19 protein-coding genes are annotated in these 23,658 nt (G+C 62.2%); 13 read left to right on the forward strand and 6 right to left on the reverse strand.

What is annotated here, in order from left to right; all coding sequences use genetic code 11:
- Nucleotides 1-247 precede the first annotated feature (247 nt).
- On the reverse strand, nucleotides 248-895 hold the full coding sequence (gene narL, locus AD662_RS13835; RefSeq protein ID WP_003202460.1) for a two-component system response regulator NarL: 648 nt from the start codon (nucleotides 893-895) through the stop codon (nucleotides 248-250).
- The gene (locus AD662_RS13840; RefSeq protein ID WP_018613439.1) at nucleotides 892-2,691 is read right to left on the reverse strand and encodes a HAMP domain-containing protein; all 1,800 of its coding nucleotides are present in this window, start codon (nucleotides 2,689-2,691) and stop codon (nucleotides 892-894) included. Before AD662_RS13840 ends, narL begins: the two co-directional genes overlap by 4 nt.
- Before the next feature lie 306 nt (nucleotides 2,692-2,997).
- Here AD662_RS13840 and AD662_RS13845 point away from each other — a divergent pair, with 306 nt between their 5' ends.
- The 12 genes from AD662_RS13845 to AD662_RS13900 all read left to right on the forward strand — a co-directional run bounded on the left by AD662_RS13845 (nucleotide 2,998) and on the right by AD662_RS13900 (nucleotide 19,563).
- Nucleotides 2,998-4,299, forward strand: a complete 1,302-nt coding sequence (locus AD662_RS13845; protein WP_018613437.1) for an MFS transporter — start codon at nucleotides 2,998-3,000, stop codon at nucleotides 4,297-4,299.
- Nucleotides 4,277-5,674, forward strand: coding sequence for a NarK family nitrate/nitrite MFS transporter (locus tag AD662_RS13850; RefSeq protein ID WP_053188069.1), 1,398 nt, complete (start codon nucleotides 4,277-4,279; stop codon nucleotides 5,672-5,674). Before AD662_RS13845 ends, AD662_RS13850 begins: the two co-directional genes overlap by 23 nt.
- Nucleotides 5,675-5,738: 64 nt before the next feature.
- A complete protein-coding gene (locus AD662_RS13855; RefSeq protein WP_018613430.1) occupies nucleotides 5,739-9,512 on the forward strand; it encodes a nitrate reductase subunit alpha in 3,774 nt (1,257 codons plus the stop codon).
- A 1-nt stretch (nucleotide 9,513) separates the two neighbouring features.
- Complete coding sequence (gene narH / locus AD662_RS13860; RefSeq protein WP_018613428.1) at nucleotides 9,514-11,052, forward strand: nitrate reductase subunit beta; 1,539 nt, start codon at nucleotides 9,514-9,516, stop codon at nucleotides 11,050-11,052.
- 2 nt (nucleotides 11,053-11,054) lie between these two features.
- Nucleotides 11,055-11,810, forward strand: a complete 756-nt coding sequence (gene narJ / locus AD662_RS13865) for a nitrate reductase molybdenum cofactor assembly chaperone (RefSeq protein WP_014339180.1) — start codon at nucleotides 11,055-11,057, stop codon at nucleotides 11,808-11,810.
- A complete protein-coding gene (narI, locus tag AD662_RS13870; RefSeq protein ID WP_053179505.1) occupies nucleotides 11,803-12,483 on the forward strand; it encodes a respiratory nitrate reductase subunit gamma in 681 nt (226 codons plus the stop codon). Before narJ ends, narI begins: the two co-directional genes overlap by 8 nt.
- Nucleotides 12,484-12,493: 10 nt before the next feature.
- Nucleotides 12,494-13,462, forward strand: a complete 969-nt coding sequence (locus AD662_RS13875; RefSeq protein ID WP_053188072.1) for a peptidylprolyl isomerase — start codon at nucleotides 12,494-12,496, stop codon at nucleotides 13,460-13,462.
- 25 nt (nucleotides 13,463-13,487) lie between these two features.
- Nucleotides 13,488-14,480, forward strand: coding sequence for a GTP 3',8-cyclase MoaA (gene moaA / locus AD662_RS13880; protein ID WP_018613423.1), 993 nt, complete (start codon nucleotides 13,488-13,490; stop codon nucleotides 14,478-14,480).
- A 450-nt stretch (nucleotides 14,481-14,930) separates the two neighbouring features.
- The gene (locus AD662_RS13885) at nucleotides 14,931-16,946 is read left to right on the forward strand and encodes a ribonucleoside triphosphate reductase (protein ID WP_053188074.1); all 2,016 of its coding nucleotides are present in this window, start codon (nucleotides 14,931-14,933) and stop codon (nucleotides 16,944-16,946) included.
- A gap of 31 nt (nucleotides 16,947-16,977) precedes the next feature.
- Entirely contained in the window at nucleotides 16,978-17,139 is a 162-nt protein-coding gene (nrdD, locus tag AD662_RS29945) for an anaerobic ribonucleoside-triphosphate reductase (RefSeq protein WP_014339185.1), read from the forward strand.
- On the forward strand, nucleotides 17,136-17,831 hold the full coding sequence (locus AD662_RS13895; RefSeq protein ID WP_053188077.1) for an anaerobic ribonucleoside-triphosphate reductase activating protein: 696 nt from the start codon (nucleotides 17,136-17,138) through the stop codon (nucleotides 17,829-17,831). The genes nrdD and AD662_RS13895 overlap by 4 nt, the downstream gene beginning before the upstream one ends.
- Nucleotides 17,832-17,943: 112 nt before the next feature.
- Nucleotides 17,944-19,563 (forward strand): methyl-accepting chemotaxis protein, encoded by a 1,620-nt coding sequence (locus AD662_RS13900; protein WP_053188080.1) that lies wholly within the window; start codon nucleotides 17,944-17,946, stop codon nucleotides 19,561-19,563.
- 446 nt (nucleotides 19,564-20,009) lie between these two features.
- Here AD662_RS13900 and AD662_RS13905 read toward each other — a convergent pair whose 3' ends face one another.
- The 4 genes from AD662_RS13905 to AD662_RS13920 are packed head-to-tail and all read right to left on the reverse strand — an operon-like array spanning nucleotide 20,010 to nucleotide 23,119.
- Nucleotides 20,010-21,377, reverse strand: a complete 1,368-nt coding sequence (locus AD662_RS13905) for a 4Fe-4S binding protein (protein WP_018613413.1) — start codon at nucleotides 21,375-21,377, stop codon at nucleotides 20,010-20,012.
- Entirely contained in the window at nucleotides 21,365-22,219 is an 855-nt protein-coding gene (locus AD662_RS13910; RefSeq protein ID WP_018613411.1) for an FTR1 family iron permease, read from the reverse strand. The genes AD662_RS13905 and AD662_RS13910 overlap by 13 nt, the downstream gene beginning before the upstream one ends.
- A 22-nt stretch (nucleotides 22,220-22,241) precedes the next feature.
- On the reverse strand, nucleotides 22,242-22,586 hold the full coding sequence (locus AD662_RS13915) for a cupredoxin domain-containing protein (RefSeq protein WP_018613409.1): 345 nt from the start codon (nucleotides 22,584-22,586) through the stop codon (nucleotides 22,242-22,244).
- A 2-nt stretch (nucleotides 22,587-22,588) separates the two neighbouring features.
- Nucleotides 22,589-23,119, reverse strand: coding sequence for an iron transporter (locus AD662_RS13920; RefSeq protein ID WP_018613407.1), 531 nt, complete (start codon nucleotides 23,117-23,119; stop codon nucleotides 22,589-22,591).
- Between the two features lie 204 nt (nucleotides 23,120-23,323).
- Here AD662_RS13920 and AD662_RS13925 point away from each other — a divergent pair, with 204 nt between their 5' ends.
- Nucleotides 23,324-23,551, forward strand: a complete 228-nt coding sequence (locus AD662_RS13925) for a DUF3079 domain-containing protein (protein ID WP_018613405.1) — start codon at nucleotides 23,324-23,326, stop codon at nucleotides 23,549-23,551.
- Nucleotides 23,552-23,658 lie beyond the last annotated feature (107 nt).

Raw genomic sequence — 23,658 nt, forward strand, 5'->3', positions numbered from 1 at the left:
TACCTCGGAAGAGGGATGGGCTGCGCGATCAAGACACAAACCCTGTGGGGAACGAAATCCAGATCTGCTGCCAATCCCCTGTGGGAGCAAAATCCGGGTCTGCTGCCTATCCCCTGTGGGAGCAAAGCTTGCTCGCGATAGCGGTGGTTCAGCTTGCGCAGATGTTGAATGTACCGCCGCCATCGCGAGCAAGCTTTGCTCCCACAGAGGGTATGTTTCACTCCCACAGAGCGTGTGTTTTGCTGGGCTAGCCCGCCCCGCGCAAATGCTCCATCGCCCAAACCGCCGCTTCCACTCGCGATCGCAAGCCGAGCTTGTGCAGCAGGTTCTTCACATGCACCTTGACCGTGCCTTCGGTGATGCCCAGCTTGTGCCCGATGACTTTGTTGCTGTAGCCGCCGGCGATGGTCTTGAGGACCTGGCGTTCGCGTTCGGTCAGTTCCACATCGGCCTGGCGCGGTGGCGAGCGCAGCGCCTGGGCCATGACGCGGGTCAGGCCGGGGCTGATCACCAGGGCGCCGTTGAGGGCGTCGCGGATGTACTGGATCAGCAACTCCGGTTCCATGTCCTTGAGCAGGTAACCGTTGGCATCCAGGCGCAGGGCATCGCGGATGTCGTCCTCGGCATCGGAGACAGTGAACAGCAGCACCTTGCCGGTGTAGTGCATGGCGCGCAGCCGGCGCAGGGTCTCGATGCCGTTCATCTGCGGCATGTTGTTGTCCAGCAGCACCAGGTCGGGCTTGAGCGGTTCGATCAGAGTCAGGGCTTCTTCGCCGTGGCTGGCTTCGCCAACGATCTGCAAATCGTCTTCGAGCTCAAGCATCTGGCGGATCCCGCGACGCATCATCGGATGATCGTCGACCAGTAGCAGGGTGTGGCGCAGGGGGGCGTTCATGTTGCGAGGCCTTCGGTGTGTTGGCCCAGGAATTCCGGTTGGAAATGCACCTGGATACGGGTGCCCTGGGGTGTACGGGAGTGAATCTGCAGTTGGCCGTGCAGGCTGCGGGCCCGCTCGTTCATGATGTTCAGGCCATGGTGTTCGCGCTGGTCGACCTCGCCGCTGAAGCCGCGGCCATCGTCTTCGATCGACAGCTGCACGGTCTCGCCTTCCTGGCGCAGTTCGAGCCAGGCGTTTTCGGCGTGGGCGTGGCGCAGGCAGTTGGACAGGGCCTCGCGGGTGATCTGCAGGATGTGGATCTGCTCGCTGGCCGACAGCTCGAAGGCCAGGGTGTCGATGAACAGGTGCACCTGGAAATCCCCTCGGTTGGAGAACTCCTCGGCGGTGTCCTTGAGCTCTTCGACCAGGCCGTCATCGTGGATCTGCAAGCGGAAGGTGGTCAGCAACTCGCGCAACTGGCGATAAGCATTGTTGAGCCCTTCACGCAGTTCACCGGTGACGGTCTCCAGGGTCTGCACCGGTTCGCCGCGACGCATCAGGGTCTGCATGCGGCTGACTTGCAGCTTCATGTACGACAAGGCCTGGGCCAGGGAGTCGTGCAGCTCGCGGGCAATGATCGTGCGTTCATCGAGCAGCAGCAGGCGATGGTCCTGTTCGCGCTGGCGCTTGAGGGACAGCGACGTGCCGATCAGGTTGGCCAGGGCCTGGATCAACGCGGTTTCCCAGGGCTGCGCCGCATGGCCGTCGACAAAATGCGCCTTGAGTTCACCCAGCTCGTTGCCCTGGTTACTGATGCTGAAGGCTTGCGGGCGCGCAGCGTTGTGTTTATGGCAACTGGCGCAATCGCTGCTGGCGCAGACCTGTCGGTTGGCGGCGCCATGCAGGGCCAGCAGGTGCCTGGCCGGTGACTGCAATTGCCCTTGCAGGCACAGCGTCAGGCGCAGGCCCGGCAGGCGCTGCTGGAAGCGTCGGATCAGTTCATCCAGCCCTTCGGCATTGGCCTGGCGTGTCGCCAGGCTGCGGCTGCTCTGGTACAGCAATTCGAGGGCGGCGTTGGCCTGTTGCAGGTTCAGGGTCTTTTGCTGAACCTGGTTTTCCAGGGTGCGGTGTGATTGTTCGATGGTTTCGGCCATGGTGTTGAAACTGGTCGCCAACTGGCCCAGTTCATCTTCGGACTGGTGATTGACCCGCACCTGGAATTCGCCACGGCGAAAGCGCTGGGTGGCATCCACCAACTCCTGCAAGGGCGTGACCACGCCGTACTGCAATTCATACAGGCCGATCAGCAGGATGATCATGGTGCTGAACAGCGCCATGCCCTGGATCACTTGCTGCCAACCTTGCTTGTGCTCGCTCTGGCGTTGCAGCAGGGTGACGAACCGGTCCAACTGGTTGACGAAGGCATTGGCATTGGCCTGGAAAAACGCCGAGTCACCACGCTCGATGGCCGGGCGCAAGGTCTGGTTCCAGCGTTGCACAAGGTCGCGATAGCTCTTGTGCAGGGAGGTTTCCGGCCCATCTTCCAGCACGGCGCGCAGGGCAGGGCTGTCGAGGCGTTGTTGCAGGCTGGCGGTGATCGCCGGGATGTCGTCGTTGGCCCCCGCCGCCAGTTTCCAGCTCAGGTGGTAGGTCTCCATGCGCACGGAGCCGGCGGTGTTGATGGCCGCGGCGTCGCCTTGGCTGAACCAGGCGATCAGGCCAGCGCTCAAGGAACTGGCCAGGGCCAGGATGGCGATCAGGATCACCGCTAGCCCGGCGCGTGCGGGCAGGGAACTGCGCAGCCAACGCATCATCGACGCGGGCCTGCGAGGAAAAACGGTGAAGCGAGCATAGGGGGCGCCCTGGACCTGGGTGTAGCAGCCAATCCTGGGCGCACTACCTCTAAAGAGTTGTCGGCCGCTCCATTTCCATAAAAGCTTCGGCAGACTTGATCAAGATATTGATAAATAAAGGGTTGTATCAATATCCGGGTCTACCTCCTTGGAGGTAGACGGGCCAAGCATAGGCCTGTACCGCCCCGGCGCACGTTGATCCAGGTCAAGTTTTCGCGGGGTTCGTATCACTAGGCTGCGCTCATCGAACTGACGGAGTGCATCGTGATGCGAGCGCAAGTGCAACAAGGGCTGGTACTAGGGATGAGTACCCTGGCCTTCACCGTGTGCTTCATGGTCTGGATGATGTTTGCTGTGCTGGGGGTTCCGATCAAGGAACTGCTGGCCCTCAATGAAACCCAGTTTGGCCTGCTGGCCGCCACGCCGGTGTTGACCGGTTCGCTGGTGCGCTTGCCCCTGGGGCTTCTGACCGACCGCTTTGGCGGACGGATCGTGTTCTTCCTGTTGATGCTGGCCTGCGTATTGCCGCTGTACATGATCACCCTCGCCACGGCCTTCTGGCAGTTCCTGGTGCTGGGCCTGTTCGTCGGCCTGGCCGGTGGCTCGTTCTCGGTGGGCATCGCCTACGTCGCCAAGTGGTTCGACAAGCAGAACCAGGGTTTTGCCATGGGCGTGTTCGGCGCCGGCAACGCCGGTGCGGCGGTGACCAAGTTCCTCGCTCCGGCGCTGATCGCGTTCGGCAGCTGGCACCTGGTGCCGAAAGTGTTCAGCGCCATCCTGTTCATCACCGCGCTGCTGTTCTGGTTTCTCACCACCGAGAAAAAGGAACACAGCGGCACGGGCGGTGCGACGTTGCGCGAGCAATTGCAAACGCTGAAAGAGCCAGCCGTGTGGCGCTACTGCCAGTACTACTCGATCGTCTTCGGCGGCTACGTGGCCCTGGCCTTGTGGATGACCAAGTACTACGTGCAGGAATACGGCTTCAGCCTGCAAAGCGCGGCGCTGCTGGCGGCGTGTTTCTCCCTGCCCGGTGGCGTGCTGCGGGCCGTCGGTGGCTGGATGTCCGACCGCTGGGGCGCCCAGAGCGTGACCTGGTGGGTGTTGTGGGTCAGCTGGATCTGCCTGTTCCTGCTCTCCTATCCCCAGACTCAACTGCAAGTGCAGACCGTCAACGGCATCGTCGATTTCCACATCGGCCTCAACGCCACGCTGTTCACCGTGCTGCTGTTCGTGATGGGCATCGCCTTCGCGTTCGGCAAGGCCTCGGTCTTCAAGTACATCGCCAACGACTACCCGAAAAACATGGGCGCGGTGTCCGGCATCGTCGGCCTGGCCGGCGGCCTGGGCGGGTTCGTGCTGCCGATCATGTTCGGCGCCCTGGTGGACCTCACCGGCGTGCGCTCGTCCTGCTTCATGTTGATGTACGGCGTGGTCTGGGTCTCCCTGGCCTGGATGTACTTCAGCGAAATACGCAAGCGCCCGCTGCTGGGTAAACAGCCGCCGGCCACTCAATCCCCGTTTTCCAGCATTGCCCAAGGAGAAGAACATGTCCGTTCTGCAAACGCCTGAAAAGGGCCCGGTCATTCATGACTGGCGCCCGGAAGACCCTGCTTTCTGGGGCAGTAGCGGCAAACTGACCGCCCGGCGCAATCTGTGGATTTCCATCCCGGCGCTGCTGTTGGCCTTCGCGGTGTGGATGGTCTGGAGCACGGTGATCGTGCGCCTGAACGCCATCGGCTTCAGCTTCAGCACCGACCAGCTGTTCTGGCTGGCGGCATTGCCGGGGCTGTCCGGCGCGACCTTGCGCATCTTCTATTCGTTCATGGTGCCGATCTTTGGCGGGCGTCGTTGGACCGCGCTGAGCACGGCGTCGTTGCTGATACCGGCTTTGTGGATGGGCTTCGCCGTGCAGGATTCGGCCACGCCTTACAGCGTGTTCGTGCTGATCGCATTGCTTTGCGGTTTTGGTGGCGGCAACTTCGCCTCGAGCATGTCCAACATCAGCTTCTTCTACCCCAAGTCCCAGCAGGGCACGGCCCTGGGCCTGAACGCCGGGCTGGGTAACCTGGGCGTGTCGGTGATGCAGTTCAGCGTGCCACTGGTGATTTCCTTCGGTGTGTTCGGCTTCATGGGCGGCCAACCGCAAGTCCTGGCCGACGGCAGCTCGCTGTGGTTGCAGAACGCCGGTTTCATCTGGGTGCCGTTCATCCTCGCCGTGACCCTGATTGCCTGGTTCGGCATGAACGACCTGTCCAGCGCCCGCGCTTCGTTCAGCGAGCAGGCAGTGATCTTCAAGCGCAAGCACAACTGGCTGATGTGCTGGCTGTACCTGGCCACCTTCGGTTCGTTCATCGGTTTCTCCGCCGCCTTCCCGCTGCTGATCAAAACCTCGTTCCCAGAAGTCATCGCCCTGAAATTCGCCTTCCTCGGCCCGTTGGTGGGCGCGCTGGTACGGCCGCTGGGCGGCTGGCTGGCGGACAAGCTCGGTGGCGCGAAAGTCACCTTGTGGAACTTCGTGTTGATGATCGCGATGGTCTTCGGCGTCCTGCACTTTCTTCCGCAGAACGGCCAGGGCGGCAGCTTCTACGGCTTCCTGGGCATGTTCATGTTGCTGTTCATCACCACGGGTGTGGGCAACGGTTCGACCTTCCGCATGATCCCGGTGATCTTCCGCACCCAGCACGAGAAAGCCGCCCTGGGCAAGAAACCCGAGCAACGCGAGTTGGCGCTCAAGAATGCCGGCAAGGAATCGGCTGCCGTGCTGGGTTTCAGCTCGGCCATGGGCGCTTTCGGAGCCTTCTTCATTCCCAAATCATTCGGCACTTCGATGGCCCTGACCGGCGGCCCGGAGATGGCCTTCTACATGTTCGTCGGCTTCTACCTGAGCTGCATCGTGGTGACCTGGTGGTGGTATGCCCGCAAGGGCGCCGCGACACCTTGCTAAGCCGAACCTAAACCTGCGTGGGCGGGGCGCAGACCCCGCGGAGCAAGCCTGAGAGGAACACACTGTGAGTCATTTACTGGATCAACTGCGGTTTTTCAACCGCAAGCAAGGCGAGTTTTCCGATGGTCACGGCGAGACCCGCAAGGAGTCCCGCGACTGGGAGAACGTCTACCGTTCGCGCTGGCAGTACGACAAGATCGTGCGGTCCACCCATGGGGTGAACTGCACCGGTTCGTGCTCGTGGAAAATCTACGTCAAGAACGGCCTGATCACCTGGGAAACCCAGCAGACCGACTATCCGCGTACCCGCAACGATCTGCCCAACCACGAACCACGCGGATGCCCTCGCGGCGCGAGCTACAGCTGGTACATCTACAGCGCCAACCGGCTCAAGTACCCGAAAATTCGCAAGCCATTGCTCAAGCTGTGGCGCGAAGCCCGGCAGACCCTGCCGCCGGTGGAAGCCTGGGCCAGCATCGTCGAGGACAAGGCCAAGGCCGACTCCTATAAAAGCAAGCGCGGCATGGGCGGCTTCATCCGTTCCAACTGGGAAGAAGTCAACGAGATCATCGCCGCCGCCAACGTCTATACCGTCAAGGAACACGGCCCGGACCGGGTGGTGGGCTTCTCGCCGATCCCGGCCATGTCGATGGTCAGCTATGCCGCCGGCTCGCGTTACCTGTCGTTGATCGGTGGCGTGTGCCTGAGCTTCTACGACTGGTATTGCGACTTGCCGCCAGCGTCGCCGATGGTCTGGGGCGAGCAGACCGACGTGCCGGAATCGGCCGACTGGTACAACTCCAACTACATCATTGCCTGGGGCTCCAACGTCCCGCAGACCCGTACCCCTGACGCCCACTTCTTCACCGAGGTGCGCTACAAGGGCACCAAGACCGTGGCGATCACCCCGGACTATTCGGAAGTCGCCAAGCTCACCGACCTGTGGCTCAACCCCAAGCAGGGCACCGACGCCGCGTTGGCCCAGGCCTTCAACCATGTGATCTTCAAAGAATTCCACCTGGACAAGCCGAGCGCCTATTTCACCGAATACGCCAAGCGCTACACCGACCTGCCGGTGCTGGTGATGCTCAAACCGATGCTCGGCGCCGCGCCGGGTGCGGGTTACCAGCCGGACCGTTTCCTGCGGGCCAGTGACCTGACCGACAACCTCGGCCAGGACAACAACCCGGAATGGAAAACCATCGCCATGGATGCCGCCGGCGAACTGGTTTCGCCCCAAGGCTCCATCGGCTATCGCTGGGGTGAGAAGGGCAAGTGGAACATCCTGCCCCGTGAAGGCGGCGAGGGACGTGAGATCGACCTCAAGCTGAGCCTGATCGGCGGCGACGTCGCCGAGGTGGCGTTCCCGTACTTCGCCGGCGAAGCCCAGGAGTACTTCCAGCATGTGGCCGGTGATGCGGTGCAGTTCCGTCGGGTGCCGGTGCACAGTGTGGTGCTGGCCGATGGCAGCGTGGCGAAAGTCGCCACCGTATTCGACCTGTCGGCGGCCAACCTGGCGATCGACCGTGGCCTGGGCGGCGCCAACGTTGCCAAGGACTATAACGACGCCTCGGTGCCTGGCACCCCGGCCTGGCAGGAACAGATCACTGGCGTAAGCCGCGAGAAGGCGATCCAGATCGCCCGCGAGTTTGCCGACAACGCCGACAAGACCCGTGGACGCTCGATGATCATCGTCGGTGCGGCGATGAACCACTGGTACCACATGGACATGAACTACCGCGGGCTGATCAACATGCTCATGCTCTGCGGTTGCGTCGGCCAGACCGGCGGCGGCTGGGCCCACTATGTCGGCCAGGAAAAACTCCGTCCGCAATGCGGCTGGCTGCCCCTGGCCTTTGGCCTGGACTGGAACCGTCCGCCACGGCAAATGAACGGCACCAGCTTCTTCTATGGCCATAGTTCGCAATGGCGCCACGAGAAGATGAGCATGCACGATGTGCTCTCGCCCCTGGCCGACAAATCGCAATTCCCCGAGCACGCCCTGGACTACAACATCCGCGCCGAACGGGCCGGCTGGTTGCCGAGTGCACCGCAGCTCAACACCAACCCGCTGCACATCTGCCGCGACGCCGCCGCCGCGGGCATGGAACCCAAGGACTACGTGGTCAAGTCGCTGCAGGACGGATCCCTGCGTTTTGCCTGCGAGCAGCCGGACAGCCCGGTGAACTTCCCGCGCAACATGTTCATCTGGCGTTCCAACCTGCTGGGCTCCTCGGGCAAGGGCCACGAGTACATGCTCAAGTACCTGCTGGGCACCAAGAACGGCGTGATGAATGAAGACATCGGCCATGGCACCGAGTGCAAGCCCACCGAAGCCGAATGGGTCGACGAGGGCGCCATTGGCAAGCTCGACCTGGTGACCACCCTGGACTTCCGCATGTCCTCGACCTGCGTGTATTCCGACATCGTCTTGCCGACCGCCACCTGGTACGAAAAAGACGACATGAACACCTCGGACATGCACCCGTTCATTCACCCACTGTCGGCCGCCATCGATCCGGCCTGGGAATCGCGTTCGGACTGGGAAATCTACAAGGGCATCGCCAAGGCGTTTTCCGCCATGTCGGTCGGCCACCTAGGTGTCGAGAAAGACCTGGTCACCGTACCGCTGATGCACGACAGCGTCGGCGAACTGGCCCAGCCATTCGGCGGCACCGACTGGAAAAGCGCCGGTGTGGCACCGGTCCCGGGCAAGAACGCGCCGAACCTGCACGTGGTGGAACGCGACTACCCGAACATCTACAAGCAGTTCACCTCCCTGGGTCCGATGCTGGAAAAACTCGGCAACGGCGGCAAGGGCATCAACTGGAACACTGATACGGAAGTTAAATTCCTCGGCGAACTGAACCACAAGGAAGTCGAGGCGGGTATCAGCCAAGGGCGGCCAAAAATCGACAGCGCCATCGACGCTGCCGAAGTGATCCTGTCCCTGGCGCCGGAAACCAACGGCCATGTCGCACTGAAAGCCTGGGCGGCGCTGTCGGAATTCACCGGCATCGACCACAGCCACCTGGCCATCTCCAAGGAGCACGAGGCGATTCGCTTCCGTGACATCCAGGCCCAGCCACGCAAGATCATTTCCAGTCCGACCTGGTCTGGCCTGGAAGACGATCACGTGAGCTACAACGCCGGCTACACCAACGTCCACGAGTCGATCCCATGGCGCACCATCACCGGTCGCCAGCAGTTCTACCAGGATCACCCGTGGATGCAGGCGTTCGGCGAGCAGCTGATGAGCTACCGGCCACCGGTCAACACCCGCACCATCGCTGGCGTGAAGGGCAAACGCAGCAATGGCGAGACCGAGATCGTCCTGAACTGGATCACCCCGCACCAGAAGTGGGGCATCCACAGCACCTACAGCGACAACCTGCTGATGCTGACCTTGAGCCGTGGCGGACCGATTGTCTGGCTCTCGGAAATCGACGCCAAGCGCGCCGGTATCGAGGACAACGACTGGATCGAATGCTTCAACGTCAATGGCGCGCTGACCGCCCGAGCGGTGGTCAGCCAACGGGTCAAGGAAGGCATGGTGATGATGTATCACGCCCAGGAACGGATCGTGAACGTGCCGGGTTCGGAAACCACCAAGACCCGTGGCGGCCACCACAACTCGGTGACCCGCGTGGTGCTCAAGCCCACCCACATGATTGGCGGTTACGCCCAACAGGCCTACGGCTTCAACTATTACGGCACGGTCGGTTGCAACCGCGACGAATTCGTCGTGGTGCGCAAGATGGTCAAGGTCGATTGGCTCGATGGTTCCAGTGGCGATGATTTGCCGCGTCCACTGCCGACTGATATCGAGGAGAACTGAGATGAAGATTCGCTCACAAATCGGCATGGTCCTGAACCTGGACAAATGCATCGGCTGCCACACCTGCTCGATTACCTGCAAGAACGTCTGGACCAGCCGCGAGGGCATGGAATACGCCTGGTTCAACAACGTCGAATCCAAGCCTGGCATCGGCTATCCCAAGGAGTGGGAAAACCAGGACAAGTGGAAAGGCGGCTGGATCCGCAACGCTGACGGTTCGATCAACCCGCGCATCGGCGGCAAATTCCGCGTGCTGGCGAACATCTTCGCCAACCCGGACCTGCCGAGCCTGGACGATTACTACGAGCCGTTCGACTTCGACTACCAGCACCTGCACACCGCACCGCTGGGTGAGCACCAGCCCACCGCGCGACCTCGCTCGGTGGTGTCCGGCAAGCGCATGGAGAAAATCGAATGGGGCCCGAACTGGGAGGAAATCCTCGGCACTGAATTCGCCAAGCGACGCAAGGACAAGAACTTCGACAAGATCCAGGCGGACATCTACGGCGAGTACGAAAACACCTTCATGATGTACCTGCCGCGCCTGTGCGAGCACTGCCTGAACCCGACGTGCGCGGCGTCGTGCCCGAGCGGTGCGATCTACAAGCGCGAGGAGGACGGCATCGTCCTGATCGACCAGGAGAAATGCCGTGGCTGGCGCATGTGCATCAGCGGCTGCCCGTACAAGAAGATCTACTTTAACTGGAAGAGCGGCAAATCGGAAAAATGCATCTTCTGCTACCCACGCATCGAAGCCGGGATGCCGACCGTCTGCGCTGAAACCTGCGTTGGACGTATCCGTTACCTCGGTGTGCTGCTGTATGACGCCGATCGCATCAGCGAAGTGGCCAGCACCGCCAATGAGCAGGACCTGTACGAGAAACAACTGGAGATCTTCCTCGACCCGAACGACCCGGCGGTGATTCGCCAGGCCCTGGCCGATGGTGTACCGCAGTCGGTGATCGACTCGGCGCAACGCTCGCCGGTCTACAAAATGGCCGTGGACTGGAAACTCGCACTGCCGCTGCACCCGGAATACCGCACCTTGCCAATGGTCTGGTACGTGCCGCCACTGTCGCCGATCCAGAACGCTGCCACGGCCGGCACCGTGGGCATGAACGGGGTGATCCCGGACGTCGACAGCCTGCGTATCCCGCTGCGCTACCTGGCGAACATGCTCACCGCCGGCGATGAAAAGCCGGTCAAGCTTGCGCTCAAACGCTTGCTGGCGATGCGTGCCTACAAACGCTCCGAGCAGGTCGACGGCGTGCAGGACCTGCAAGTGCTGGCCGACGTCGGCTTGAGCGTGAACCAGGTGGAAGAGATGTACCGCTACCTGGCCATCGCCAACTACGAAGACCGCTTCGTCGTGCCAAGCGCCCACCGCGAAGACGCCATGAGCGACGCGTTCGCCGAGCGCTCCGGTTGCGGCTTCAGCTTTGGCAGTGGTTGCAGTGGCAGTTCCGACACCAACATGTTCGGTGGCAAGAAGGCCAACCGCCGCGACGTGATCAAAACCGTGCAGTTGTGGGAGGAATGAGCATGCGCATTCTCAAAGTGATTTCGTTGCTGCTCGACTACCCGACCGAGACCCTGGTGGCCGGTCGTGACGAGCTGGAACAGGCCATTCTCCAGGCGCGGGAAATCAGTCCCGCCCAGCGCTCCGGGTTGTTCGAGTTGCTGGAGGTGATCTGCGGCAAGGACCTGATGGATGGCCAGGAGCACTACGGTGCGCTGTTCGGTCGCGGTCGTTCGCTGTCACTGCTGTTGTTCGAGCATGTCCATGGCGAATCCCGTGACCGCGGCCAGGCGATGGTCGACATGATGGCCCAGTACGAAGAGGCCGGTTTCGCCATCGGCGTCAAGGAGCTGCCTGACTACATCCCGTTGTACCTGGAGTTTCTTTCCACCCGCGAAGACATCGAGGCCCGCGAGGGCCTGGCCGATGTAGCCCACCTGCTGGCCTTGCTCGCGGCGCGCCTGGAAGAGCGTGAAAGCGCCTACGCCAGTTGCTTCCGGGCTCTGCTGCAGATATCCGGCGCAGAACCCCAGGTGGCGGTGGCCGAGATGCTTGAACAAGTAAAGGCCGAGCCACGGGATGACTCCCTCGAAGCCCTGGACAGGGTCTGGGAAGAAGAGGCGGTCGATTTCATGAAGGCCGAGCAGCAAGACCGTTGCAGCTCGATGCCAAGCGCGCCGGGCAAGGCGCGGGACGAAAGTGCGGTGCCGCTGCACTGGGTGGATTTTCAGCATGAAGGGCGGGCCGCAGCGCCAGCCGGGGAGGTGGGCAATGTCTAAATGGGATCTGTTGTTGTTCGGGGTCTACCCCTATGTCGCCCTGGCGATTTGCCTGATCGGTAGCTGGGCGCGGTTCGACCTGTCCCAGTACACCTGGAAGGCCGGTTCCAGCCAGATGCTCAACAAGCGCGGCATGCGCGTGGCCAGCAACCTGTTTCACATTGGCGTGCTGTTCGTGCTGGCCGGGCACTTCGTCGGCCTGCTGACGCCCGCGGCGATCTACCACCATGTGCTGAGCACCGAGAACAAGCAGTTGCTGGCGATGGTCTCCGGCGGTTTCTTCGGCGTGCTGGGCCTGATCGGCCTGGTGATGCTGCTCAACCGTCGCCTGACCGACCCACGGGTTCGCGCCACGTCCAGTGCCTCGGACATCCTCGTGCTGGTGGTGCTGCTGGTGCAACTGGTGTTGGGGCTGATGACCATCGTCGCGTCGACCGCCCATATGGACGGCTCGGTGATGGTGATGCTGGCCGACTGGGCGCAGAACACCGTGCTGTTGCGCCCGGTTGAAGCCGCGACCTCGATAGCGCCGGTGGGCCTGGTCTACAAGCTCCACGTGGTGCTGGGCCTGACCCTGTTCGTGTTGTTCCCGTTCACCCGTCTGGTCCACATCGTCAGTGCGCCGGTCTGGTACCTGGGGCGTCGTTATCAAATCGTTCGGCAGAAGTTTTGAGGAGAAGATCATGGCGAGTGGATGCGGATGTGGCGGTGGTGGTGGCGGCAGCGGCGGCTGTGGTTCTTCGGCAAAAGCGGCACCGGTGATGGCGCCGGTGGCCGATGCCGAACCGGCAGGGGCGGTGCAGTTCGAGCCGGCCCAGGCCGGGCCGGTGGCGGAGAGTGAAGCGCCGGAGTTGATTGCCAGCAGTGAGCAGGAGTGGCCGATCATCAGCGTCAACGGGGTGTCGATCACCCCGCAGGCGATGGCCCAGGAGCTGCAGTATCACCCGGCTGACAGTCGCGAGGATGCGGTCTACCAGGCCGCTCGGGCGCTGGTGATTCGCGAATTGCTCCAGCAGCGTATCGCCGAGCTGGGCCTGGCGTTGCAGGTCGGTGCCGGGGAAAACGAAGAGGAGGCGGCGACGCGGTTGTTGCTCGAACGCGAGGTGTTGGTGCCACAGTGCGACGAGGCCACCTGCCTGCGTTACTACGAAAACAACCGGGCGCGCTTTCACAGCGCGCCGTTGCTGGCGGTGCGGCACATCCTGCTCGAATGTGCGCCGGACGATGCCGAGGCGCGCAGCTTGGCCCATGTCCAGGCCGAGCTGCTGCTGGAGCGGCTGGACCAGTTCCCGGGCAGTTTTGCCGAGTTGGCGCTGACGCATTCGGCGTGTCCATCCAAGGCGCAGGGCGGTTCGCTGGGGCAGATCAGCAAGGGCCAGACCGTGCCTGAACTGGAGCGCCAGTTGTTCACCCTGCCGGCGGGCCTGGCCGGTAAACCGCTGGAAAGTCGTTACGGCTGGCACGTGATCAGCATCGACCAGCGAATCGATGGTCAGCCATTGCCGTATGAGGCGGTAGCGACGGCGATTCGCACTCAGTTGCAGCAGGGCGTGTGGCAAAAAGCGCTGGTGCAGTACCTGCAAACCCTGATCGGTGCGGCGGATATTCGCGGCATTCACCTTCAGGGTGCCGACTCGCCGCTGGTGCAGTGAGCACGGGCTCAATCGGGAGATCTTCATGAACGCGGTGTTGCAGGACGGATTTGGGCGCCAGATCGATTATTTGCGGATGTCGGTGACCGATCGTTGTGATTTTCGTTGTGTGTATTGCATGGCGAAAAACATGACGTTCCTGCCGCGTCAGCAAGTGTTGACCTTGGAGGAGTTGCAGCGCCTGGCGCGGTTGTTCGTCGGCCTGGGGGTGAAGAAAATCCGCCTGACCGGTGGCGAGCCGCTGATCCGTCCGGGCATCGTCGGGCTGTGTCGCGAGATCGCGGCATTGCCCGGCCTGCGGGAACTGGTGATGACCAGCAACGGCTCGCAGCTGGGACGATTGGCCCAGCCGCTGGTCGAGGCCGGGGTCAAGCGCATGAACATCAGCCTCGACAGCCTGGACGGCGAACGTTTTCGGGCGATCACTCGCAACGGCAACCTGGACCAGGTGCTGGCCGGCATCGAAGCGGCGAAGGTCGCCGGGTTCGAGCGGATCAAGCTCAACTGCGTGGTCATGAAGGGACGCAACTTTGATGAAGTTCCGGCGCTGGTGCAGTACGCCATCGACCAACGTATCGACATCAGTTTTATCGAGGAGATGCCGTTGGGGGAGGTCGGGCGTTCCCGGGGCGAGTCGTTCTGTTCCAGCGATGAGGTGCGGGCCGAGATCGCCCGCCATCATCGCCTGCTCGACAGCGCCGAGAGCAGCGGCGGACCGGCGCGCTATGTGCGCCTGGAGCGTCATCCGGATACCCGGATCGGTTTCATTTCGCCCAACACCCACAACTTCTGCGCCAGTTGCAACCGCGTGCGCATGACCGTCGAAGGGCGCTTGCTGTTGTGCCTGGGACAAGAGGACTCCCTCGACCTGCGCGGCTTGCTGCGGCGTTATCCGCTGGAAGACCAACCGGTGATCCAGGCGGTGCAACAGGCGTTGCGTGGCAAGCCACTGCGCCATGACTTCAATCCGGGTGGGGAAGTGCAGATTGTGCGGTTCATGAACATGAGTGGGGGCTGAGCAGTACACAGGTCCCACAAGGGATTTGTGGTGGATACAAATCTTGCAGCCCCCCCGAAACTCCTGTGGGAGCGGGCTTGCTCGCGAAGGCGGTGGGGCAGCTTGCATGGATGTTGAATGTGATGGCCTCTTCGCGAGCAAGCCCGCTCCCACAGGGGATCTGTGGTGAAGCCAAATCCAATGGTCAGCCGGAAACCAGTGTGGGAGCGAGCCTGCTCGCGATGACACCGGCCCAGTCAACATCAAATTTAACTGACCCACCGCTATCGCGAGCAAGCCCGCTCCCACAAGGGATCTGCGGCGCTTGCAAAAATGACTTTTCGAGCCCGAATGTGGGCCGCTGCCGATTCTTGATGTCGATCAATTGCAACCCTGCCTTTTGCCCGTACTCTCTACTGCATATTGTGTTTAAAGATATCAAAAAGCCTATATGTAGTGTTTGGAGCCAAAATGCAGAGCACGTTGATCTCAGTAGGGTGTAACCGCTTGCACAAGCGCGATGGCAGTGTGGTCGCCTTTGATGCGGACAAGATCCGCCAGGCGCTGATCGCCGCTGGCAAGGCCACCGGCGAATACGCCGAAGCCGAGGCCGAGGCGTTGCTGGAGGCGGTGTTGGCGCGGTTGGAAGGGCAGACGCGGTTGAACGTCGAGCAGATCCAGGACCGTGTCGAACGAGTGTTGATGGACGCCGGTTTCTTTCTCTCCATGCGTGCCTACATCGTGTATCGCGAGCAACACGGACGCCTGCGTCGGGATCGTCGCACACTGGTGGAAGTCGCCACGTCGATGAACGAATACCTGGATCGCGAAGACTGGCGCGTGCAGGCCAACGCCAACCAGGGGTATTCCCTCGGCGGGCTGATCCTCAACGTTTCGGGCAAGGTCACCGCCAACTACTGGCTCGACGAAGTCTACAGCCAGGCCATCGGCGAGGCGCACCGCGAGGCTGACCTGCATATCCATGACCTGGACATGCTCGCTGGCTACTGTGCCGGCTGGTCCTTGCGCACCCTGTTGCACGAAGGCCTCAACGGCGTGCCCGGGCGGGTCGAGGCCGGGCCGCCCAAGCATCTGAGCAGTGCCTTGGGACAGATGGTGAATTTCCTCGGCACCCTGCAAAACGAATGGGCCGGCGCCCAGGCGTTCAGCTCGTTCGACACGTACCTGGCGCCCTATGTACGCAAGGACCAACTCAGCTACGACGAGGTCCGCCAGTCGTTGCAGGAGTTCATCTACAACCTCAATGTGCCGTCGCGCTGGGGCACGCAAACGCCGTTCACCAACCTGACATTCGACTGGGTCTGCCCGGAGGATCTGCGCGAACAGATCCCGGTGATCGGTGGCGAGGAGATGCCGTTCGCCTACGGAGACCTGCAAGCGGAAATGGAGTTGATCAACCGCGCCTACATCGAGGTGATGCAGGCCGGCGATGCGAAAGGCCGGGTCTTCACCTTCCCGATCCCGACCTACAACATCACCCATGACTTCCCGTGGGACAGCGAGAACGCCGACCGGCTGTTCGAAATGACCGCCCGCTACGGCCTGCCGTACTTCCAGAACTTCCTCAACTCGGACATGCAACCCAATCAGGTGCGGTCGATGTGCTGTCGCTTGCAACTGGACGTGCGCGAGTTGCTCAAGCGCGGCGGTGGCTTGTTCGGCTCGGCGGAGCAGACCGGTTCCCTGGGGGTGGTGACGATCAACTGCGCCCGCCTGGGCTATCTGTACAAGGGCGACACCAGCGCCTTGCTGCAACGCATCGATACCCTGATGGAACTGGCGATGGAGAGCCTGGAGGTCAAGCGCAAGGTCATCCAGCATCACATGGATGCCGGTTTGTACCCTTACACCAAGCGCTACCTGGGTACCTTGCGCAATCACTTCTCCACCATCGGCGTGAATGGCCTGCACGAAATGCTGCGCAATTTCACCGATGACCAGCAAGGCCTGCACACCGAGCAAGGCCGGGAATTCGCCCTGAAACTGTTGGATCACGTGCGGGCCACGCTGCTGCGATTCCAGGAAGAAACCGGCCACCTCTACAACCTCGAAGCCACGCCCGCCGAGGGCACCACGTACCGCTTCGCCAAGGAAGACCTCAAGCGCTACCCGGATATCTTGCAGGCCGGCAGCCCGGTTGCACCGTACTACACCAACTCATCGCAACTGCCGGTGGGCTTCACCGAAGATCCGTTCGAAGCCCTGGAGCTGCAAGACGAACTGCAATGCAAATACACCGGCGGCACCGTATTGCACCTGTACATGGCCGAGCAGATTTCCTCCACACAGGCCTGCAAGCAACTGGTGCGCAAGGCCCTGGGACGTTTCCGCCTGCCGTACCTGACCATCACGCCGACCTTTTCCATCTGCCCGGTGCACGGCTACCTGGCCGGCGAACACGAATTTTGCCCGAAATGCGACGAGGCCTTGCTGCTGCAACAACAGCGCCAGGGCAGCGTTCACTGATCCGATCCATCGACCGCAAGGAGCTTCACCCATGAATGCATCGCAAAGCCTTCCCCAAGCACAACGTCAACGTTGCGAAGTCTGGACCCGCGTGATGGGTTATCACCGCCCGGTAACGGCCTTCAACCCGGGCAAGCAGTCCGAGCACCGCGAGCGGGTGCACTTCACCGAACGCGCGGCCGGGCGTCCATGAGTCGAGTGCTACGGGTCGGGGGCATGGTGCCCCTGACCACCCTCGATTATCCGGGCCAACTGGCGTGCGTACTGTTTTGCCAGGGCTGTGCCTGGCGTTGTCGTTATTGCCATAACCCGCAACTGATCCCGCCGCGCGGCAGCGCGGAGGTGGATTGGTGCCGGGTGCTGGCGTTCCTGCAACGTCGCCAGGATCTGCTCGACGCCGTGGTCTTCAGCGGCGGCGAACCGACTTTGCAGGACGGCCTGGCGCCGGCCATGGAGGAAGTGCGGCAGATGGGTTTTCGCATCGGCCTGCACAGCGCTGGCATCAAGCCAGCGGCCTTCGCCAAAGTGGTCGGTCTTGCCGACTGGGTGGGCTTCGACGTCAAGGCCTTGCCTGAAGATGCCCTTGATGTGACCCGGGTCGAAGGCAGCGGCGCCGCCAACTGGCGCAGCCTCGACCATCTGCTGGCCAGCGGCGTGGATTATGAATGCCGCACGACGGTGCACTGGCATCTGTTCGACCCCGAGCGGTTGCTGACCCTGGCCCGACGCTTGAGCGAACGCGGCGTCACGCGGTTCGCCGTGCAACTGGTACGCACTGCCCGGATGCTCGATCCCCACCTTTCCAGCGTCTCGGCACATGCTTTGCAGCCCGAACTATGGGCCGCCATGCGCGAGCTGTTTCCTTCGTTCGTCTTACGCAGTTGAGCGAACGTGGGGACGCGTGAGCGACAGCGGCCCGGGACAACCGGGCCCTCTTTTTTTCAAGGTTTTCAAATGCGCTGCCAACCGGCAGGTAGTTGAACAGGGAGCATTTGATATGACCAGACTCACCACCGCCCAACGCATCGTGATCGGCTTTGCCATCGCGCCGCTGGCCTTGATCGCCTTGACGTTCTACGCCTTGAACGACCTGGCGATGCTGCGCGACCAGGCCGAGCAGATCGTTCGGCAGGATTGGCCGAAGATCGATCCGATCATGGTGATCGCCACGGGTGTGCGCGATAACGCCAGGAACACCCGAGACTTGCTGATCGACAAGAACAATGCGCAAGTCCAGCAATCCATCGACGCCACCCGGCAACGGATTACCCAGGCTTTCGCCACGCTTGAGCCGCTGTTCGATCAGCCTGAAGGCAAGGCCGCGTATGCCGAATTGAAGAAGCGTCGCGAGGCCTATGTGGCGGCTTTCGTCCAGGTGCAGGCGTTGATCCGCCAGGGCGCGACGGAGGAGGCGATGACGCAGCTCAAGCAAGGGGTGATTCCGGCGGAGCGCGAGGTGTACAAGAGTCTCGAAGGGATCATGGCGATGCAGGGCAAGGTCTTCGTCGAGCGTGAGCACCAGGCCCAGGCACGTTACAACGATGCGCGGCGCAACATGCTGGCGTTGGTGCTGGCTTGCCTGGCACTGGTGACGACCGTGGCGGTCCTGGTGATCCGCAGCGTGACCCGCCCCCTGGGCGGTGAGCCCAATGACGCGGCGCGGGTGCTTAACCTCATCGCCCAGGGCGACCTGACGATCCGCGTGCCCGTGGGCGTCGGCGCCAATGACAGCGTGATGAGCAACATGCACGACATGCAGCAGAGCCTCAACAGCATGGTCCGGCACATTGCGGCCTCGGTGGATCGGGTGGCCAGTTCCTCCGAAGAACTGAGCGCGGTGAGCAGCCAGACCAGCAGCACCTTGCAGTTGCAAGGGCATGAAATCGAACAGGCGGCCGCGGCCGTGAACCAGATGACTGCCGCGGTGGATGAAGTGGCGCGCAATGCGGTGAGCACCAGCGAAGCCTCGCGAGTGTCCGAGCAAACGGCCCAGCGCGGGCGTGAACAGGTCCAGGAAACGGTGGCTTCCATTACCGCGCTGGCCGAAGGTGTGACGGACAGTTCCGGGCGAATCCAACAATTGGCCGGACGGGTCCAGGACATCAGCTCGGTGCTGGATGTGATCCGCAGCATTGCCGATCAGACCAATCTTCTGGCACTGAACGCCGCCATCGAAGCGGCCCGCGCCGGCGATGCCGGGCGTGGCTTTGCGGTGGTCGCTGATGAAGTCCGGGCGCTGGCTCATCGGACCCAGGATTCGACTCGGGAAATCGAGGGCATGATCGGTAACATCCGCCTGGACAGCGGGCACGCAGTGAGCTCCATGCAGAACAACAGCGAACTGGTGCAAGCCACGCTGCTAGTGGCCCAGCGCTCCGGCGATGCCCTGGACGAAATCGCCCGCTCGATCTCGCAGATCAACGAGCGCAACCTGATGATCGCCAGCGCCACGGAACAGCAGGCCCTGGTGGCGCGAGAGGTGGACCGTAACCTGGTGGGTATCCGCAACCTCTCCGAACAGGTCATGCTGGGCGCCCGACATACCGATACGGCGGGCCAGGACCTGGCGCAGATGGCCGGCTCACTGCACGAGACGGTGGCGCGGTTCAAGGTCTAGATAGTTTATTGCGGGGCGAGATGCCCGCCGAAGTCGTAGTCACCCGACCCCCTGTGGGAGCGGGCTTGCTCGCGAAAGCGGAGGGTCAGCTTGCATCGATGCTGATGCTGCTGACGTCATCGCGAGCAGGCTCGCTCCCACAAGGATTTTGTGTCGAATCCATATGCAGTGAGTATCCGCAACCCCCTGCTCGCGATAGCGGCGGATCAGTCTGCGATGATGTTGGCTGTTCCGACCCCTTCGCGAGCAAGCCCGCTCCCACAAGAATTTTGTGTCGAATCCAGATGCTGTGAAAACCCGGGCCCCCCTGTGGGAGCGAGCCTGCTCGCGATAGCGCTGGGTCAGCTTGTGGTGATGTTGGATGTGCCGACATCTTCGCGAGCAGGCTCGCTCCCACAAGGGGTTTGTGTCGAATCCGGATGCTGTGAACACCCGCAATCCCTTGCTCACCATCCCCAGAATTGCAACCACCAGCCATAACCCACCAAGCTGCTGGCCAAGACCAGGCATGACATGGCCGGCAATCGCTGGATCGGTGATACCTCTGTTTGCTGCAGGCGTTTCCAGCCCAGCCATAAACTCCAGGCTATCGCCGCTATCAGCAACACGGCCCGAGCCGGTTGGACCCATTCCAGCAGCAGTCCTTCATAGCGCAACAGTTTGACCGTGGTGGCCGACAAACCGAGGAACAACCCTGCACCGCCAAGGGGCGTCAGGGTGATGGCTAAGGGCCAATATTGTGCGCTATCCCCCGAGAGGCGTGCCGCCAGGCGCATCAGCAGCATCAGCGAAGTGCCGATCAGCAGCGCACTCATGCCCAGGTACGCGACGATGCAAAAACCATCGAGCCAACTGAAACTGTCATTGAGTTGCGGATAGTGCGTCAACAGCCACCAGGGCGCATTGTCCTGGAGTGCCCAGAGCCAATCATGACTGACCAGCCATTGGGCCAGGCTCTGCTTGAGGTCGATGAACCACGGGCTGACGGTCCACTGGAAGGCGCCCATGGCCAGGCCGATGACACCGAACAACAGCAAGCGAACATCCCAGGGCGAGAGGGCGTCAGCCGTCGAGTGCAGGATTTCCTCGCTGCTGGAGCGGGCAATCAGCCGTACCGCATCGCGCTGGCCGCTGCAGCGACCACAGGCGTGGCAATCGGCGGCGCCGCGCATACGGCGGATGTCCAGCAAGGGCGCGCAGTTGGGAGGAGGGCGACGCGGTGCCGGGTTTTCCAGCCAGCGTTGTTCGTCCACCTGAAAGTGCACCGGCGCCAAGCGAGCAAGCAGGGAGAAGACGCCGCTGACCGGGCACAGGTAACGGCACCACACCCGCTTGCCCCGGGCGAACAACAGGCCGACGATCACCGCGGCGACGGTCGAGCCGCCCAGAATCAGCAACGCCGCCTGGGCGTAGTCGTAGACGCTGATCAGTTGACCGTAGAGGGTGGTCAGGCAGAACGCCAAGGTCGGCCAGCCAGCCCAGCGCAATCCGCGCGGCACCCCGAGACCCTTGCCGTACTGGCTGGCCCATTCGCTCAAGGCGCCTTCCGGGCACAGCACGCCACACCAGAGCCGCCCGAACAACACGATCGAGAGCAACACGAACGGCCACCACAGGCCCCAGAACAGAAACTGCGCCAGCAACGTGAGATTGTCGAACAGGCGTGCCTGGCCGCTGGGCAATGGCAGCAGGGCCGGCACCACCAGCAGCACCGCGTAGAACAGCACCACCGCCCATTGCACGGCACGAATGGTTGCACCGTGGCGCCGCATGCCGTCGCCCAGGCGTTGAAGCCAGGGGTTCAGGTCGGGCATGGCAGGTTTTCCGCCTTGCGCGGCCACAGCCAGCCCGCGACGACGCCCCAATAGCCCAGCCACACCAGCAGCGTCATCGCACTCGGGCTGGCCCGATACCCGGTGAAGTCCGCCAGGAACCCGCCCAAACCGTGGCCGTCGTCGAGTATTGCGCTGCTGTCCCACAGCGCGTCGCCAATGCCGCGATACACCGCCTCAGGCCAATCCATCGCGAGCAGTTGCCCGCCGACCCGCTCGATACCGCTGACCAACAGCGCCGCCCCCAACAGCAGCAGGATCGCTTCGCTGATGGCAAAGAAACGCGGCCATGAGATGAACCGGCGGCTACTGTGCAGCAAGGAGACGGTCAGCAGCGATAGCACCAGCCCGGCCAGCGCACCCACGGCGAACAAGCCCAGTTGCGGCCCTTGCAGACGCGCACCGGCGCCATACAGGAACACCACGGTTTCACTGCCTTCGCGGCTGACCGCCAGCAACGCCAGCACCAACAGCCCCAGGCCGCCCTGGCGGCTCAGGCGCTGGTCGGCGTGGCGTGTCAGGTCATGCTTGAGCGTCCTTGCGTTTCGGTGCATCCAGCCGACCATCTGCACGATCAGCAGGCTGGCGACCAGTGCCAACGACGCCTGGAACCATTCATTGGCCGTCCCGCTCATGGCCTCGCCGGCCAGCAGGATCAGGCCGGCGAGCACACCGGAAAGCAACAAGCCCAACGCTGCGCCAGCCCATACATAGCGCAGCAGTTGGCTGGCCTGTTGTTGCCGGCTGACCCAGGCCTGGAGAATCCCGATCACCAACAACGCCTCGACGCTTTCGCGCCAGACAATAAACATCGATTGAGTCATGCAAACGCCTCCTGCTGGCCGATTACTGGGCGAGAATCCCGCCCTCGGGCAGTTGCGGATTGAATTCGTCGAAAAACGGATAGCGCCCGGGACGCAGCGGGTGGATGACCACGAAGGTCGTGACACCGGGCGAGAGCACTTTCTCCACGCGCAAAGGCGTGCTTTCGAACTCCGCCGGGCCCTGGCCGATGTTTTTCAGCACGATCTTGAAGCGTTGCCCGGCTGGCACTTCCAGTTGCGACGGGGTGAAATGCCCGTCGCGCATGCTCAGCTCGTAGGTCGGCAGTTCAGCCTGGGCGATTGACGGTTGCAGCAGACCGGCCAGCATCAGCCAGGCCAGGTATGACGGCCAGAATCGGCGATTCATGTTCAGTACCCGCCTTTTTTCCCGATCCCGGCGTAGACGAATTCGTAGTGCAATTCACAGCGCTCGAACCACGGCGCCACGCCGGTTTCCTTGTCGGTATGACGACCGAGGGAGCCATGGCCGCCGGGTGGCAGGACGGTGAACGTCAGTTGATATTTGCCTGGGCCGAGCAGCTTGACGTTGTCGCCATAGTGCGGCCCGTCGTTGGCGACCATGGCGTGGAAGTCGCCCTTGAGTGCGGTGTCGTTGCCTTGTTTCTTCAGTTGGAACGACACATTGAGATAGGGAACGAAGCTGCCTTCCTGGAAACCCTGCTGGTTGTCCGCCGTGGCGCGGATGTCGGCTTCCAGGTGCACGTCGGAATCGGCCGTGGCCCGCATCATCCCGGCCGGTGCCATTTCAATCGGTTGCAGGTACACCGCACCGACTTCCAGCCCTGGGCACAGTTGCGGTTCGCCGATGGGGTATTCCTTGGCCTGGGCCAGTGGTGCGAGAAACAGCAGGGCCAGAGGTAGAGTGGCAAGTGTGCGCATGATGACTTCCTGGTTGGCTAAATGATGGCGCCGAGTCTAGGAAGCTTTGCTGCGAATAATAATGATTCTTGTCAATTTTTAGCGCGAATTCTTGATCGGCGAACGCCTATTCGCTGCTGCGCGGCTGTTCTTGATCAGGATCAAGGGAGGTCGTGCCTCGACGGGGTAGGGTACGGGTACACCCATCGGTTATGCGGGGTCGTCATGGCAAAGCCCTTTCCCATCAGTCCCAAACATCCCGAGCGCATCTGTTGGGGCTGTGATCGTTACTGTCCGACCAGTGCGCTGGCCTGCGGCAACGGTGCCGATCGAACGATGCACCCGGCCGAGATGATCGGGGACGATTGGTACCTGCATGGGGATTGGGGGTTGGAGCTGGTCGACATTACCGCCAAGGTCATCGATCCAAGCGCCACTCACGTGAAGGTGTAGGAGCTGTCGAGTGCAACGAGGCTGCGATCTTCCCAAAAACACTTGAATCTCAAGAGAAAGATCAAAAGATCGCAGGCTTCGCCAGCTCCTACAGAACCGAGCGGGAG

Source organism: Pseudomonas kilonensis, assembly GCF_001269885.1.
GTDB lineage: Bacteria > Pseudomonadota > Gammaproteobacteria > Pseudomonadales > Pseudomonadaceae > Aquipseudomonas > Aquipseudomonas kilonensis.

Excerpts from the sequence above, each read along its gene's own strand:
- AD662_RS13845 (WP_018613437.1), top strand. The coding sequence starts at position 2,998 with ATGCGAGCGCAAGTGCAACAAGGGCTGGTACTAGGGATGAGTACCCTG.
- AD662_RS13895 (WP_053188077.1), top strand. The coding sequence starts at position 17,136 with ATGAGTCGAGTGCTACGGGTCGGGGGCATGGTGCCCCTGACCACCCTC.
- AD662_RS13840 (WP_018613439.1), bottom strand. The coding sequence starts at position 2,691 with ATGATGCGTTGGCTGCGCAGTTCCCTGCCCGCACGCGCCGGGCTAGCG.
- AD662_RS13875 (WP_053188072.1), top strand. The coding sequence starts at position 12,494 with ATGGCGAGTGGATGCGGATGTGGCGGTGGTGGTGGCGGCAGCGGCGGC.
- narJ (WP_014339180.1), top strand. The coding sequence starts at position 11,055 with ATGCGCATTCTCAAAGTGATTTCGTTGCTGCTCGACTACCCGACCGAG.
- AD662_RS13920 (WP_018613407.1), bottom strand. The coding sequence starts at position 23,119 with ATGCGCACACTTGCCACTCTACCTCTGGCCCTGCTGTTTCTCGCACCA.
- AD662_RS13900 (WP_053188080.1), top strand. The coding sequence starts at position 17,944 with ATGACCAGACTCACCACCGCCCAACGCATCGTGATCGGCTTTGCCATC.
- narI (WP_053179505.1), top strand. The coding sequence starts at position 11,803 with ATGTCTAAATGGGATCTGTTGTTGTTCGGGGTCTACCCCTATGTCGCC.
- nrdD (WP_014339185.1), top strand. The coding sequence starts at position 16,978 with ATGAATGCATCGCAAAGCCTTCCCCAAGCACAACGTCAACGTTGCGAA.
- AD662_RS13885 (WP_053188074.1), top strand. The coding sequence starts at position 14,931 with ATGCAGAGCACGTTGATCTCAGTAGGGTGTAACCGCTTGCACAAGCGC.
- AD662_RS13925 (WP_018613405.1), top strand. The coding sequence starts at position 23,324 with ATGGCAAAGCCCTTTCCCATCAGTCCCAAACATCCCGAGCGCATCTGT.
- moaA (WP_018613423.1), top strand. The coding sequence starts at position 13,488 with ATGAACGCGGTGTTGCAGGACGGATTTGGGCGCCAGATCGATTATTTG.
- AD662_RS13850 (WP_053188069.1), top strand. The coding sequence starts at position 4,277 with ATGTCCGTTCTGCAAACGCCTGAAAAGGGCCCGGTCATTCATGACTGG.
- narL (WP_003202460.1), bottom strand. The coding sequence starts at position 895 with ATGAACGCCCCCCTGCGCCACACCCTGCTACTGGTCGACGATCATCCG.
- AD662_RS13905 (WP_018613413.1), bottom strand. The coding sequence starts at position 21,377 with ATGCCCGACCTGAACCCCTGGCTTCAACGCCTGGGCGACGGCATGCGG.
- narH (WP_018613428.1), top strand. The coding sequence starts at position 9,514 with ATGAAGATTCGCTCACAAATCGGCATGGTCCTGAACCTGGACAAATGC.
- AD662_RS13910 (WP_018613411.1), bottom strand. The coding sequence starts at position 22,219 with ATGACTCAATCGATGTTTATTGTCTGGCGCGAAAGCGTCGAGGCGTTG.
- AD662_RS13915 (WP_018613409.1), bottom strand. The coding sequence starts at position 22,586 with ATGAATCGCCGATTCTGGCCGTCATACCTGGCCTGGCTGATGCTGGCC.